Here is a 14,387-nt window from a genome sequence, read left to right on the forward strand (position 1 = left end):
AAATACTAACTATGAATAAAAAATATTTTATAACTGTTTTTGTTATAACCCTACTGATTTCATGTAATAAGAAAGATAGTTCTAAAACAACTCTACCTGTATCCTCTTATAAAGTAGTTCAAGTTTCTAAAAGTAATACCACTTTATTAGCAGAATATCCAACTAAATTAGAAGGTATTACAGATATAGATATTCGTCCAAAAGTAGATGGATATATTGAAAAAATATACGTTGATGAGGGACAGGAAGTAAAAAAAGGACAATTGCTTTTCAAATTAGAAACGCAAACAGCTACACAAGAAGCAGGAGCTGCAAAAGCAAGAGTAGATGTTGCACAAGTAGAAGTAAATCGTTTGATGCCATTGGTTGAACGAAAAATTATTAGTGATGTACAATTAGCAACTGCTAAAGCTAATTTAGCCAGTGCAAAAAGCACCTATCAAAGTATAATTGCCAGAATAAACTACGCTACAATTACAAGCCCAGTAAATGGAATTGTAGGTACATTGCCTTTAAGAATTGGAAGTTATGTAAGTAGTCAAACAGCACAACCTTTAACTCGAATTTCAGATATTAGCAAAGTTTATGCTTATTTCTCAGTTAACGAAAAAGAACAATTAGACATTATGATGAATGCTGAAGGAAAAACTTTCCAAGATAAAATAGGTAATATGCCTTTAGTAAACTTGGTTTTAAGTAATGGTATTGCATATCAAGAAAAGGGGAAAATAGAAACATTTAGCGGTCAAGCTAATACGCAAACAGGTTCATTCAATGTTAGAGCAAGTTTTCCAAATCCAAACAGATTGCTGAGATCAGGTGGAAGCGGAGTAATTCAAATTCCAACTAACTTGAAAGATGTTATTCTAATTCCTCAAAATGCAACGGTCGAGTTACAAGATAAAAGAATCGCTTTAATTGTAGATAATGAAAATAAAGTAAAATTTGTTCCTATTGAAGTTCGTGCAGTTCCAGGGGGTAAATACTTCGTAGTAGATAAAGGATTAAGCGCAAATGATAAATTTTTAATAGAAGGTGTTGGTATTGTAGCAGAAGGTACACCAATAAAACCAGAAGTTATTGACTTAAAAGAACTAGATAATCCTAAAAAATAATTTACAATTTAACGATTGAAAAACTAATAAACTATGTTTTCAAAATTTATTGATAGACCTGTGTTGTCAACGGTGATTTCTATTATCATCGTTATATTGGGAGTTTTAGGGTTAATCACACTTCCAGTTTCACAATATCCAGAAATAGCTCCGCCAACAGTAACTGTATCAGCAAACTATCAAGGAGCAAGTGCCGAAGTTGTAATGAATTCGGTAGTAATTCCACTTGAAGAACAAATCAATGGTGTAGAAGACATGACTTACATGAGTTCTACTTCTAATAATGATGGTTCAGCTTCTATAAGTATTTATTTTAAATTAGGTACAAACCCAGATTTAGCGGCTGTTAATGTCCAAAATAGAGTTTCTCGTGCAACATCTTTATTACCACAAGAAGTTACAAGATCAGGTGTAACAACATCTAAAAGACAAAGTGATAACATATTAATTTTGTCTTTATATAGTGAAAACCCTGAATATGATGATACCTTTCTTCAAAATTATGCGAATATCAATATTCTACCAAAAATTAAACGTGTAGCAGGGGTTGGAGATGCCATAATATTTGGTCAAAGAGATTATTCAATGCGTATTTGGTTAAAACCAGATGTTATGGCAAGTTATGGGTTAGTTCCATCAGATGTAACAGCATTATTAGCAGAACAAAATATTGAAGCTGCTCCTGGTCAGTTGGGAGAAAGTGGAAATCAATCATTTCAATATACTTTAAAATATAAAGGGCGTTTACAAACTACAAATGAGTTTGAAGAAATTATAGTTCGTTCTACAGAAAATGGAGAAGTTCTAAAATTAGGAGATGTAGCAAAAATTGAATTAGGAGCTGTGAATTATGCTGGTAGCGCAAGTACAAATGGGAATAAATCAATTGCCATTGCCATTGCTCAAACAGCAGGATCAAATGCACAAGAAGTTATTGAAGGCTCTTTAGCAGTGCTAGAAAAAGCAAAAGTAAGTTTCCCGAAAGGAGTAGATTACGCAACCTTAATTAATGCAAATGACTTTTTAGATGAATCTATCACAAAAGTTATCCATACTTTAATAGAAGCTTTCTTATTAGTATTCTTAGTTGTTTTTGTTTTCTTACAAGATTGGAGATCAACACTAATTCCAGCTATTTCGGTTCCAGTTGCAATCGTTGGTACATTCTTCTTCTTGAGTCTGTTTGGATTTACAATTAATTTATTGACACTATTTGCATTGGTGCTTGCCGTCGGAATTGTGGTGGATGATGCCATTGTGGTAGTAGAAGCCGTTCATGCCAAAATGGAAGCAGGGGAAAAGAATCCTAAAAAGGCAGCTCATAGTGCCATGAATGATATCAGTAGTGCTATTATCTCAATAACACTTGTAATGTCAGCCGTTTTTATTCCAGTATCTTTTATTAGTGGTTCTGCGGGAGTTTTCTACAAACAATTTGGTTTAACATTAGCCGTTGCAATTGTATTATCAGCTATTAATGCACTTACACTTTCGCCAGCTTTATGTGCCATTTTCTTAAAACCGCATAACGAAGAAGAAAAGAAAAAAGGGTTTTTACAACGTTTTTATTCATTGTTTAATATCGCTTTTGAAGCAACAACAGTTAAATATAAAAAATCAGTAGAGTTTTTCATTAAACGTAAATGGGTAGCTTTTTTAGGAATAGCAGTCTTCGCTGGAATTTTTGTATTGCTTTTAAATATAACGCCAAAAGCATTTGTGCCTGGAGAAGATACTGGTGCTATTTTATCGGATGTATCTCTTCCTCCTGGAACTTCATTGGAAAGAACAGAAGAAGTACTGTTGCAAATTGAAAATAAGGTGAAAGACTTACCTGAAATTAAAGAAGTACTTCGTATTTCTGGTAGAAGTTTAATTAGTGGAACAGGAAGTAACTACGGAATGGTAATTGTAAAATTGAAACCATGGGCAGATCGACCAGATGCTAATCAAGAAATTTCAGCAGTTGTTGGAGAATTATTCAAACGTGCGGCTGTTGTTAAAGATGCTAAAGTTCTATTCTTTGCACGTCCAACACTTGTAGGGTTTGGATTTACAAATGGATTTGAATTTCAACTTCAAGATCAAAAAGGAGGTACAATTAAAGAATTAAATGAGGTAAACAATAAGTTTTTAGGAGCTTTAAATAGTCGACCAGAAATTAAATATGCTGCGACATCATTTTCTCCAAATTATCCACAATATCGTATTGACTTAAATGTTGCTAGAATTAAAAACTCGGGTTTAACAGTAACAGACGTTTTAGGAACTATGCAAGGATATTATGGAGGAGTTTATGCATCCAATTTTAATAAATTTGGAAAACAATATAGAGTAATTTATCAGTCAGAACCAAAATTCAGAACAGATCCAGAATCTTTAAATAGTATAATGGTAAGAAATAATAAAGGTGAAATGGCTCCAATTTCTCAATTTGTAACTTTAGAAAAAGTTTTTGGACCTCAAGCAATTGAACGTTTTAATTTATTTACATCGGTTAAAATTACTGGAGCACCAAATGAAGGATTTAGTACAGGTGATGCCATTAAAGCTATTGAAGAAGTAGCAAGTCAAAGTCTACCAATTGGTTATGGATATGAATTCTCAGGAATGACACGTGAAGAAATTAGTGCAGGAGGACAAACACTATATATATTCCTTCTTTGTTTAGTTTTTGTTTATTTCTTATTAGCTGCTCAATATGAAAGCTATATGTTACCTTTTGCGGTTCTATTATCATTACCTGTAGGTTTAGCTGGAGCTTATATTTTTGCCTATTTTTTCAATGTAAGTGATAATATTTATCTTCAAATTACCTTGATTATGCTTATTGGTTTATTGGCTAAGAATGCTATTTTGATAGTAGAGTTTGCAGCAGATTCCAGAAGAAAAGGTTGGAGTATAGCGCAAGCTGCTGTTCAAGGAGCAACAGCCCGTTTACGTCCCATTTTGATGACATCATTTGCTTTTATCCTTGGATTAATGCCATTGATGTTAGCTAAAGGAGCAGGTGCAGTAGGGAATAATGCTATTGGAACAGGAGCAATTGGAGGAATGTTGATAGGAACAATCTTAGGAGTTTTTGTAATTCCAGTTCTATTTATTGTTTTTCAAAATTTACAAGAAAAGATTAGTGGTAAACCAGAAGAAAATGATGTAGAAAGCTTATAATCAAAAAGAAAATGAAAAAACAACTTATCATAAAAGGTAGCTTTTTAGTTGCAATAATGTTTTTAGCTCAATCGTGTTTTGTGTCTAAAAATTATGAAGCGCCAAAAGTGGAAACACAGAATTTATATCGTACAGATCAAGTAATTGATAGTACTTCACTTGCAATGGTTTCTTGGGATAAATTATTTACAGATACTCTTTTACAGGCTTATATAAATGAAGGATTGCAGAATAATTTAGACATGCAAATAGCATTGCAAAATATGGAAGCTGCAGAAGCTATGATGAAACAAGGAAAAGCAGGTTATTTTCCTGCATTGAATGCAAACGCAACTTGGACACACCAAGAATTGTCAAAAAATAGTCAATTCGGACGTTTGTTTAATGGTTCCTTAGATCAATATGAGTTATCTGCAAAATTATCTTGGGAAGCTGATATTTGGGGAAAAATAAGAAGTAATAAAAGAGCTTCTGTTGCACAATATTTACAAACTTCTGCTGCAAAACAAGCAATTCAAACAGAATTAATTGCTAATATTGCTTCGTTGTATTATCAAATGTTAGCTACTGATTCACAAATAAAAGTAGTAGCACAAACAATTGAAAATAGAAATAAAAGTGTTGAAGTTATTAAAGCTTTAAAAGAGGCAGGAAACGTTAATGAAGTTGCAGTACAACAAACGGAAGCGCAAAAATATGCTACTGAAATTATTTTGAAAGATTTAGAATACAATCTTAAAGTATTAGAAAATTCATTTACACAACTTCTAGGGAAATCACCAGAAGCTGTAGAACGTTCTTCTTTTGATACACAAAAAATAGAAGCAAATGTTAAAGTTGGATTACCAGCGTACTTATTAAGCAAGAGACCAGATGTTGTGGCTGCTGAATTAAACTTTAGAAACACTTTTGAACTAACAAATGTAGCAAGAAGCTATTTCTATCCATCATTGACATTAAGTGCAACAGGAGGATTACAAAGTTTAGAATTGAAAGATTGGTTCAACTCCAAATCTATTTTTGCAAATATTATTACAGGACTTGCACAGCCTATTTTTAATCAACGTCAGAATAAAACACGTTTAGAAGTTGCAAAAGCAAATCAACAAAAAGCTTATTTGCAATATGAAAAAGCATTATTAATTGCAGGAAAAGAAGTTTCCGATGCTTTAGCAAGTTATGAAAATGAAAGTGATAAGCTAACTATTCGTGAAAAACAGTTAGATGCTTTAACAAAAGCTGCTGATTATTCAGATGAATTATTACAGTATGGTTTAGTAAATTACTTAGAAGTATTAACAGCAAAAGACAATGCCTTAAATACTGAGATTAATTATATAGATAATAAATTCAAACAAATGAATGCAGTTATCAAGTTATACAAATCATTAGGAGGAGGTAATTAAAATACAATGAGCCCTGTTTTTCAGGGCTTTTTTTATACTATGGAAAACGATAAGAAAGCATTATTACTAGAAAAAACATTAGATCATTTTCTAAAATATGGTAGTAAAAATATTACCATGGACGATATTGCAGAAGAATTTGGACTGTCTAAAAAAACATTGTATACATTATTTAAGAATAAAGAAGCATTGTTGTTAGAAGCCGTTGATTTACTTTGGAAAAAATTTATAGATGAAGTCAATGAAATCATAGAATCTAATCAAAATCCATTACAGAAGATAATTGCAATTTATATTATTGCTATTCAAAATATCAGTACCATTGATCCTATCTTTTTATACAGTTTAAAAAAATACCATCGAGCAGTTATGGAAGAATATCAAAAGTATAAAAAGCAAATGCGAGACGAAATTTTATTGCCACTTTTACAACAAGCTAAAGACGAAAAATTAATTATTCAAACAATAGATATAGCTTTTTTTTCAGCCATTAATTTTGACGATATTGATGAAAAATTATGGAAATATAAAGTATTTGAAAATTACACAAATCAAGAAATATTAGATTATTTTATTACATTAAAATTAAAAGGAATTGTAACAAAAGATTGCTTTAATTTACTTTAATTTACTCCCTTTTGCAGCTCATTAAGACAAAGTCTCTACTTTTATAGATATATTTGAAAGTATATTATAGCAATTAAAAATGTAATACAATCTTTCATTTTACCATGTTTTAAAAGGATGTTTACTTAAATAAGAATTGTAATAACGATTATCATTTGTTACTTCATTTCCTAACCATTCTGGTTTTTCAAATACTTCGTCTTCACTTGTTAGTTCAAGTTCAGCAATAATTAATCCATCATTTTCAGATGTAAAAACATCTATTTCATATAAATGTGTTCCCACAATAACTTCATATCGTGTTTTATCAATAACACCTCTTTCGCAAAGTGTTAATAATTGTTCAGCTTCTTCTAAAACAATCTCTTTTTCCCATTCAAACCTGCTTAAACCACTATCACTACTTTTACCTTTAATAGTTAAATAGCCTTTATTGCCTTTTATTCGAACCCTAACAGTACGTTCTGGCGAAGAAGACAAATAACCTTGTATAATTCTATTACAACAACTGTAATCATTTAAAAAAGCATCAGATTTTACTAAAAACTTTCGTTCTATCTCAATCATTTAAAAAGTAATTTTAAAACCTTAAAAATACAACTTCTTTTTTATTTGAAGCTGTTTCCTGCTATCCACTACAATCTTTTATTTTCTGCTATTATGTTGTAAAGAAAAAATAAAAGGATTTTCATTACTATCAGGGCTATAAAATCAAATATAGACTAAATTTGTACAATGGAGAATACGCTATCATATCGTAAAATTATTCATATAGATATGGATGCATTTTATGCATCGGTAGAACAAATGGATAATCCAGAGTTAAAAGGAAAACCTTTAGCTGTGGGAGGAAATGAAGCGCGAGGAGTAGTAAGTGCTGCAAGTTATGAAGCTAGAAAATTTGGTGTTCGTTCAGCAATGAGTGGTATTCAAGCAAAGCGAAATTGTCCTGAACTTATTTTTGTACCGCCACGTTTTGATCGTTACAAAGAGATTTCTAGAAAAATAAGGAAAATATTTTTAGAATATACAGATTTGGTAGAACCACTTTCTCTTGATGAAGCTTATTTAGATGTTACTGAAAACAAAAAGAACAATCCTAGTGCATCATTAATAGCACAAGAAATTAGAAAACGTATTTATGAAGAAGTAGGATTAACTGCTTCTGCGGGAATTTCAGTTAATAAATTTGTTGCCAAAATAGCTTCTGATTATAATAAACCAAACGGACAAAAAACAGTAAATCCTGATGAAGTAGAAACTTTTTTAGAAGCTTTAGATATTAAAAAATTCTATGGTATTGGTAAAGTAACAGCCGAAAAAATGTATCAATTAGGTATTTTTACTGGTTATGATTTAAAACAAAAAGGGCTAGACTTTTTAGAAAAGCACTTTAACAACAGTGGTACTTATTATTACCAAATATGTCGTGGTATTCACAACAGTCAAGTGAAACCAAATAGGACAATAAAATCTGTTGGTGCAGAACGAACTTTCTTTGAAAACCTTTCATCTGAAGTGTTTTTAGAAGAAAAGATAATAAGTATTGCAAACGAACTCGAAAAGCGTTTGCATAAAAGTAAAATAGCAGGAAAAACAATCACGTTAAAACTAAAATATTCCGATTTTACCTTGCAAACAAGAAGTAAAACGTTGCCTTACTATATTTCAGATAAAGATTTAATGATTGATATAGCTAAAGAATTATTGTATCAAGAACGATTAAAAAACTCTGTAAGACTTTTAGGTTTATCATTACATAATTTAAACAATCAAGAAAAAAAGAAAAACGAACCTACACAAAAAAGTATTTCTATTCAATTACAATTTGAGTTTAAGGAATAAAAAAGCAGACTTTTAAAAGTCTGCTTTTTTAATTTTTTTATAAAAAAATAGATTATTGCATGTCTAATTTAACAACTGCTCTAGTTTCATCAAAGAACAAATGTAAATTAACGGGTTTAGTTCCAGCAGGAATTTTAAAAGTTTGAGTTTCACTAGTTTTTGTTTCTTCTTCTTTAACCCTTATTGAGTTATAGCTTTCGTGAGAAATCTTGTTTCCGTTATCTAATTCTAATCTGAATTCAGAAGGTGTAATAAATATACTTCCTCCATTTATTAAATTTTTATTAGTTACTTCAATTTGATAAGTAAATTCAATCCCAGTAATTTTACCATCGGGATCAGATAATTCTAAAGCTTTCAAGTTTATTACTTTTACTTCTGCTTCACTTTTTTTACCTAAAATAGAAACTTCAGGAGTAGCAGTTACAGTATAAGTTTTTGGAGTATTCATAGCTGTATTGTCTTCAGATTTTGTTTCATTTTCTGAAGTAGCTGTAGTTTCTGTTGAAGGTGTGTTCTCTTCTGTTGTTCCTTCTTTTTTACATGAAGTTTGTAATGTTAAAGCAAGAATAGCTATTGCTAAATAGATTTTTTTCATTTTTTTATGTTTTAATTTTAATTCAAATGTATAAATTTTTTTATTGGTTTAAAAAAAAGCAACCCTTTTGGATTGCTTTAATTATATTTTAAGTGAAGATTAATCTCTACTAGATAATTTTGCTAGTAAACGTAAGAACTCAACATATAACCATACTAAGGTTATCATTAAGCCCATTGCGCTGAACCATTCCATATATTTAGGCATTTGCTTTTCTGCACCATCTTCAATTTGGTCAAAATCTAAAAATAAATTTAAAGCTGCAATAATAATAACAAATACACTAATACCAATACTCATTAAAGAATTCCCTCTATGTATAGGTTCAAAATTAATAAATAAAGATAAAACCCATGATAACAGATAGTATGTGAAAATGGCTAATGTTGCTGCAATTACAATAGATTTGAATTTTTCAGTAACTTTTACAATTTTATATTTATACAATGCAAAACACACAATAAATGTTATAAAAGTACAACTAACAGCCTGAATAACTACTCCTGGATAAGCAGCTTCAAAATAAGCAGAAATTCCACCTATAAATAAACCTTCAAATAAAGCATATCCAGGAGCAACCCATGGAGAAGTAGAAGGTTTAAAAGAAGCAATCAGAACTAATATAAATCCAATTATAGCTCCACCAATTGTGAAAAGCATCGGATTATAACCATTAAATGCCATCCACCAGCTAATACAAGCAGAAGTAAGTAAAGCAGCTAATAAAATGAAACTTTTGTTTATAGCTCCATTCACTGTCATAGTATCTTCATAGCTAATAACTGTTTCATTAGCTTCTCTTGAAGTGTTATTGAATGACTTTGATCCTAAAAAAGGATTTTTAGATTTTAAATTCATATGGGTTAAATTTTTATCAAAAATAAAGAAAAATTATTCAATTTCTGAAACACGAAGAGTATTTACCATTCCTTTTTTTACAATAGGCATTGCAGCAAGATTTATAATCATATCTCCTGTTTTTACATAGCCTTTTTCTAAACAAATTTGATTAACATCGTCAATAGTATCATCTGTGCTAACAAATTTGTCATAGTAATATGCTCTCACACCCCAAAGCAAGTTTAATTGTGTTAGAATTCGTTTGTTTGATGTGAAAACTAAAATATGTGATTTTGGTCTCCAAGCCGAAATTTGAAATGCAGTATAACCACTATTCGTAAGAGTAGTTATAGCTTTTGCATTAATATCATCAGCCATTATTGCAGCATGATAGCATATAGACTTCGTTATAAAACGATTTGTTCTTACATGAGGAGCATTTAAAGGAACTTTAATAAGAGGTGAATCTTCCACACTCTCAATAATACGAGTCATGGTTTCAATTACTTGTACAGGATAATTACCAACAGATGTTTCACCTGAAAGCATTACTGCATCTGCACCATCCATTACAGAATTTGCTACATCATTTACTTCTGCTCTTGTAGGAGTTAAACTCGTAATCATCGTTTCCATCATTTGTGTTGCAACAATTACAGGGATTCTAGCTGTTTTTGCTCTATGAATTAATTTCTTTTGAATTAAAGGAACTTGTTCAGCAGGAATTTCAACACCTAAATCTCCTCTAGCAACCATTAAACCATCACAAAAAGCAACAATTTTATCAATATTTTCAACAGCTTCAGGTTTTTCAATCTTTGCTATAATAGGAATTTTATGATCCGAATGTTTAGCAATTAAATCTTGTAGCTCTTCAAGGTCTTTTGGAGTACGAACAAAAGATAATGCTAACCAATCTACTTTACATTCTATAGCAAAAATAGCGTCTTTAATATCTTTTTTTGTTAGTGCTGGTAAAGACACTTTAGTATTAGGCAGATTAACTCCTTTTTTAGATTTTAATGGACCACCTTGTACTACAATTGCTTCTACTTCAGTTTCTTTATCGGTTTTTAAAACTTCAAAAATAAGTTTTCCATCATCAAGTAAAATGCGTTCACCTGCATTAACATCTCTTGGAAATTCTTTGTAGTTCATGTACACTTTTTCAGCAGTTCCAAGAATATCTTCTGCCGTTGTAAAAGTAATTATATCACCTTTTGATACTACTACATCTTCTTTCATTACACCTACTCGTAATTTAGGACCTTGTAAATCTGCTAAAATAGAAGTAGTATATCCAAAATCATTGTTTAGTTCCCTGATGATGTTAATTCTTTCTTTTACATCTTCATAGTCTGCATGAGAAAAATTAATTCTAAAAACATTTACACCAGCATCAATCATTCCTTTTATTATTTCTTTTGTGCTACATGCTGGTCCTAAGGTAGCAACAATTTTAGTTTTTTTATTTGTCGGCATTTTAATTAAAAAATTAAATTATTTTTAGATTTAAGTTTAGTTTGATCAACAATATAACCTGTTGAAATTTGGTTCGTTTTCAAAATAGATTGTAAAATATCTTCCAAAGAAAAAGCACCTTCAATATTCTCTATTTTTAATATAAATTCGGCTTTTTTTAACTCTGGTAGCATATATGTTGTAATATCTATAGAATCAAAAATACCAGTTATTTTTTGCTCTGAAGGGATAAGAGTTGTTTTATTTTCTAATAAATTCCATACAATATCATTTACTTCGTCATCATAAATAAAATGACTAAATAAACTTTTTCCTTCTTTTGATTTGATTTCAATATTTGAGTCGCTTTTGCTCAATTGAATTTGTAACGCTTGATTAATGAAATAAGCTAAACGATAATCCTCAATAGTAGTGTGGATGGCGATAAGCTCATAATCTGTCGAAATAAAGTCATTTATTTGAATTTTATGAATGGCCATTTTGTATAAATATGCTGTAAATATACTATTTTAAAATAGTATAAAAAGTATTGTTTATAAAGAAGTTAACAAATGTTTTATTTCGAAAACGTTTTAGTTTATAACTTTAAGGATTATTTTTTATCAATTTTTTCTTGAAGAGCAAAATATGCTCTTTTTGCAGCTTTTTCTTCAGCTTTTTTCTTTGATGTAGCTCTTCCTTTTCCTATTATTTTTTGATCAATAATTAATTTTACACCAAAATATTTTTGATCTTCAACACCAGTATCATCAAAAACATCAAAAAAGAATTGTTTCTTTTCTTTTTGACACCATTCAATAACTAAACTTTTATAGCTAATAACTTTTCCCTCAAGTTTTGGAATGTCTACATAAGAATCAATTACCTTATTATGAATGAATTTTTCACAATAAGAATAGCCTCTATCAAGATAAATAGCACCAATAAAAGCTTCAAAAATATTACCATGTATATTCTCTCCAAAATGAAGAGGATTCGCTTTACTTTCAATAAATTGAATTAAGTTTAAATCTCTACCTAACTCATTCAAATGCTCTCTACTTACTATTTTTGATCGCATTTTGGTAAGATAACCTTCATCTCCTGTAGGAACCTCATTGTATAAATGAGCAGCAATAACACTACCTAACATTGCATCACCTAAAAACTCTAAACGTTCATAGTTAAAAGGATTTCCAGTTTTATCTAATTTATTTGTTGAGCGATGTGTAAAAGCTTTAGTATAAAAAATAATATTTAATGGTTTAAATCCAAGTATTTTGCAAAGTTTGTCAAAAAAAATCCCGTCTTCTTGAGAACGGGAATTTCTTATTATTTTTTTTAAAAACTTACGCATTATAGATTATTCTTCTAATTTTTTAAACAACACACATGCATTATGACCACCAAATCCAAAAGTGTTACTCATTGCAACTTTAATTTCTCTCTTTTGAGCTTTGTTTAAAGTTAAGTTAAGTTCTGGATTAATGTTTTCATCAACAGTTGTGTGATTAATTGTTGGAGGAATAATACCATTTTTAATAGCTAAGATAGAAGCAATGGCTTCAATTCCTCCAGCAGCACCTAGAAGATGACCTGTCATAGATTTAGTAGAATTGATGTTAATGTTTTTAGCATGATCGCCAAAAACAGCACTTATTGCTTTTAATTCTGCAACATCACCTAAAGGAGTTGATGTTCCGTGTGTATTGATATGTTGAACATCTTCTGGATTCATCCCAGCGTCACGTAGTGTATTTTCCATTACAGCAATTACACCTAATCCTTCAGGATGTGGAGCTGTTAAATGATAAGCATCTGATGACATTCCACCACCACCAATTTCACAATATATTTTTGCACCACGTGCTTTTGCGTGTTCATATTCTTCAAGGACTAATGCTCCAGCTCCTTCTCCAAGTACGAATCCATCACGAGTAGCATCAAAAGGTCTTGAAGCTGTTTCAGGACTTTCGTTTCTTGTTGATAAAGCATGCATAGAGTTAAATCCTCCCATTCCAGCAATAGTAACAGCCGCTTCTGATCCACCAGAAATAATTACATCACACATTCCTAAACGAATGTAATTGAATGCATCAATTAATGCGTTAGCAGAAGAAGCACAAGCAGAAACAGTTGTGTAATTTGGTCCCATGAATCCATTTCTCATAGAAATATGAGCAGGAGCAATATCTGCAATCATTTTTGGGATAAAGAAAGGGTTGAATTTAGGAGTGCCATCGCCTTTTGCATAGTATAGCACTTCTTCTTGGAAAGTTTCTAATCCTCCAATTCCTGCACCCCAAATAACACCAACTCTATGTTTGTTAACATTTTCGTGAGTTATTCCAGCGTCTTTTATAGCTTCGTCACTAGCAACGACAGCGTACTGAGCAAATTTATCTAAACGTCTAGATTCTTTTCGGTCTATAAAATCTTCAATATTGAAGTTTTTAACCTGACAAGCAAATTTGGTTTTATGTTTTTCTGTATCGTAATAGGTAATAGGTGCAGCTCCACTTTTTCCTTCGATTAAACCATTCCAGTATTCTTCTACATTATTCCCTATTGGGGTTAATGCTCCTAGACCAGTTACAACAACACGCTTTAATTGCATATAAAAATTTTTTAATTATATAAAAAAACCCAAAGTGCTTTTAATGAAAACTAAAAGAAACAATGGGTATTACATAGTTTTTATTTTATGATTGTAATACAATCAATGTTTTCTACAAAATGAATAAATTTTGATATAAATATAAACAAATATAATTACAAAACTCATCCTAAACATTTTACCTTTTGAAATAGTATTGTAACTATTTAAGAGGCAATCAAGTAAAAGATTCTAAAAACAAGAAATAAAAAATAATTAAAAGACCCATAAGAATAAAACTTATGGGTACTTAAAATATTATTTCTTAGCTTCTTCGATGTAAGAAATAGCTTGACCTACAGTAGCAATGTTTTCAGCTTGATCATCTGGAATTTGAATGTCAAATTCTTTTTCGAACTCCATAATTAACTCAACAGTGTCTAATGAATCAGCTCCTAAATCGTTAGTGAAGCTAGCTTCAATTACAACTTCATTTTCGTCAACACCTAATTTGTCTACGATAATCGCTTTTACTCTTGATGCAATGTCTGACATAATCTCTAATTTTTAATTTAATTTGTTGGCAAAAATAAAAAACTTTATTTTAAAACAACATTTTTGTTACTAAATAAGACTACGAAATTAAAAAAAATAATTAATAAAGACTCTGTTTTTCTATTTTTTACCAATTATTATTCTTTTTTTTGTGTAATTAAAATTACAGGATA

13 protein-coding genes are annotated in these 14,387 nt (G+C 30.4%); 5 read left to right on the forward strand and 8 right to left on the reverse strand.

Going from position 1 to position 14,387, the window contains the following annotated elements:
* Nucleotides 1–11: 11 nt before the first annotated feature.
* The 4 genes from LXD69_RS06060 to LXD69_RS06075 are packed head-to-tail and all read left to right on the forward strand — an operon-like array spanning nucleotide 12 to nucleotide 6,319.
* A complete protein-coding gene (locus LXD69_RS06060; protein WP_246918253.1) occupies nucleotides 12–1,115 on the forward strand; it encodes an efflux RND transporter periplasmic adaptor subunit in 1,104 nt (367 codons plus the stop codon).
* A 33-nt stretch (nucleotides 1,116–1,148) separates the two neighbouring features.
* A complete protein-coding gene (locus LXD69_RS06065; protein ID WP_246918256.1) occupies nucleotides 1,149–4,286 on the forward strand; it encodes an efflux RND transporter permease subunit in 3,138 nt (1,045 codons plus the stop codon).
* Nucleotides 4,287–4,297: 11 nt separating this feature from the next.
* On the forward strand, nucleotides 4,298–5,692 hold the full coding sequence (locus LXD69_RS06070; protein WP_246918258.1) for an efflux transporter outer membrane subunit: 1,395 nt from the start codon (nucleotides 4,298–4,300) through the stop codon (nucleotides 5,690–5,692).
* Nucleotides 5,693–5,731: 39 nt separating this feature from the next.
* On the forward strand, nucleotides 5,732–6,319 hold the full coding sequence (locus LXD69_RS06075) for a TetR/AcrR family transcriptional regulator (RefSeq protein ID WP_246918260.1): 588 nt from the start codon (nucleotides 5,732–5,734) through the stop codon (nucleotides 6,317–6,319).
* 99 nt (nucleotides 6,320–6,418) lie between these two features.
* Here LXD69_RS06075 and LXD69_RS06080 read toward each other — a convergent pair whose 3' ends face one another.
* Nucleotides 6,419–6,886, reverse strand: a complete 468-nt coding sequence (locus LXD69_RS06080; RefSeq protein WP_246918262.1) for a CYTH domain-containing protein — start codon at nucleotides 6,884–6,886, stop codon at nucleotides 6,419–6,421.
* Nucleotides 6,887–7,054: 168 nt separating this feature from the next.
* Between LXD69_RS06080 and dinB the strand changes: the two genes are divergently transcribed.
* Nucleotides 7,055–8,164: a DNA polymerase IV gene (dinB, locus tag LXD69_RS06085; protein WP_045969966.1), complete on the forward strand. Its 1,110-nt coding sequence runs from the start codon at nucleotides 7,055–7,057 to the stop codon at nucleotides 8,162–8,164.
* Nucleotides 8,165–8,216: 52 nt separating this feature from the next.
* Here the strand turns inward: dinB and LXD69_RS06090 are convergent, their stop codons facing one another.
* The 7 genes from LXD69_RS06090 to LXD69_RS06120 all read right to left on the reverse strand — a co-directional run bounded on the left by LXD69_RS06090 (nucleotide 8,217) and on the right by LXD69_RS06120 (nucleotide 14,214).
* Nucleotides 8,217–8,762, reverse strand: coding sequence for a hypothetical protein (locus LXD69_RS06090; protein ID WP_246918263.1), 546 nt, complete (start codon nucleotides 8,760–8,762; stop codon nucleotides 8,217–8,219).
* Between the two features lie 99 nt (nucleotides 8,763–8,861).
* A complete protein-coding gene (locus LXD69_RS06095) occupies nucleotides 8,862–9,620 on the reverse strand; it encodes a Bax inhibitor-1/YccA family protein (protein ID WP_045969962.1) in 759 nt (252 codons plus the stop codon).
* Nucleotides 9,621–9,653: 33 nt separating this feature from the next.
* A complete protein-coding gene (gene pyk, locus LXD69_RS06100) occupies nucleotides 9,654–11,084 on the reverse strand; it encodes a pyruvate kinase (RefSeq protein ID WP_045969960.1) in 1,431 nt (476 codons plus the stop codon).
* A 5-nt stretch (nucleotides 11,085–11,089) separates the two neighbouring features.
* Nucleotides 11,090–11,563, reverse strand: a complete 474-nt coding sequence (locus LXD69_RS06105) for an IPExxxVDY family protein (protein WP_045969958.1) — start codon at nucleotides 11,561–11,563, stop codon at nucleotides 11,090–11,092.
* A 113-nt stretch (nucleotides 11,564–11,676) separates the two neighbouring features.
* Nucleotides 11,677–12,420, reverse strand: a complete 744-nt coding sequence (gene rnc, locus LXD69_RS06110) for a ribonuclease III (RefSeq protein ID WP_045969956.1) — start codon at nucleotides 12,418–12,420, stop codon at nucleotides 11,677–11,679.
* Between the two features lie 6 nt (nucleotides 12,421–12,426).
* Nucleotides 12,427–13,680, reverse strand: a complete 1,254-nt coding sequence (fabF, locus tag LXD69_RS06115; protein WP_246918264.1) for a beta-ketoacyl-ACP synthase II — start codon at nucleotides 13,678–13,680, stop codon at nucleotides 12,427–12,429.
* A gap of 297 nt (nucleotides 13,681–13,977) precedes the next feature.
* Nucleotides 13,978–14,214, reverse strand: coding sequence for an acyl carrier protein (locus LXD69_RS06120; RefSeq protein ID WP_045969952.1), 237 nt, complete (start codon nucleotides 14,212–14,214; stop codon nucleotides 13,978–13,980).
* Nucleotides 14,215–14,387 lie beyond the last annotated feature (173 nt).

Source organism: Flavobacterium sediminilitoris, assembly GCF_023008245.1.
Taxonomy (GTDB): Bacteria; Bacteroidota; Bacteroidia; order Flavobacteriales; family Flavobacteriaceae; genus Flavobacterium; species Flavobacterium sediminilitoris.

Excerpts from the sequence above, each read along its gene's own strand:
- LXD69_RS06060 (WP_246918253.1), top strand. The coding sequence starts at position 12 with ATGAATAAAAAATATTTTATAACTGTTTTTGTTATAACCCTACTGATT.
- LXD69_RS06065 (WP_246918256.1), top strand. The coding sequence starts at position 1,149 with ATGTTTTCAAAATTTATTGATAGACCTGTGTTGTCAACGGTGATTTCT.
- LXD69_RS06070 (WP_246918258.1), top strand. The coding sequence starts at position 4,298 with ATGAAAAAACAACTTATCATAAAAGGTAGCTTTTTAGTTGCAATAATG.
- LXD69_RS06075 (WP_246918260.1), top strand. The coding sequence starts at position 5,732 with ATGGAAAACGATAAGAAAGCATTATTACTAGAAAAAACATTAGATCAT.
- LXD69_RS06080 (WP_246918262.1), bottom strand. The coding sequence starts at position 6,886 with ATGATTGAGATAGAACGAAAGTTTTTAGTAAAATCTGATGCTTTTTTA.
- dinB (WP_045969966.1), top strand. The coding sequence starts at position 7,055 with ATGGAGAATACGCTATCATATCGTAAAATTATTCATATAGATATGGAT.
- LXD69_RS06090 (WP_246918263.1), bottom strand. The coding sequence starts at position 8,762 with ATGAAAAAAATCTATTTAGCAATAGCTATTCTTGCTTTAACATTACAA.
- LXD69_RS06095 (WP_045969962.1), bottom strand. The coding sequence starts at position 9,620 with ATGAATTTAAAATCTAAAAATCCTTTTTTAGGATCAAAGTCATTCAAT.
- pyk (WP_045969960.1), bottom strand. The coding sequence starts at position 11,084 with ATGCCGACAAATAAAAAAACTAAAATTGTTGCTACCTTAGGACCAGCA.
- LXD69_RS06105 (WP_045969958.1), bottom strand. The coding sequence starts at position 11,563 with ATGGCCATTCATAAAATTCAAATAAATGACTTTATTTCGACAGATTAT.
- rnc (WP_045969956.1), bottom strand. The coding sequence starts at position 12,420 with ATGCGTAAGTTTTTAAAAAAAATAATAAGAAATTCCCGTTCTCAAGAA.
- fabF (WP_246918264.1), bottom strand. The coding sequence starts at position 13,680 with ATGCAATTAAAGCGTGTTGTTGTAACTGGTCTAGGAGCATTAACCCCA.
- LXD69_RS06120 (WP_045969952.1), bottom strand. The coding sequence starts at position 14,214 with ATGTCAGACATTGCATCAAGAGTAAAAGCGATTATCGTAGACAAATTA.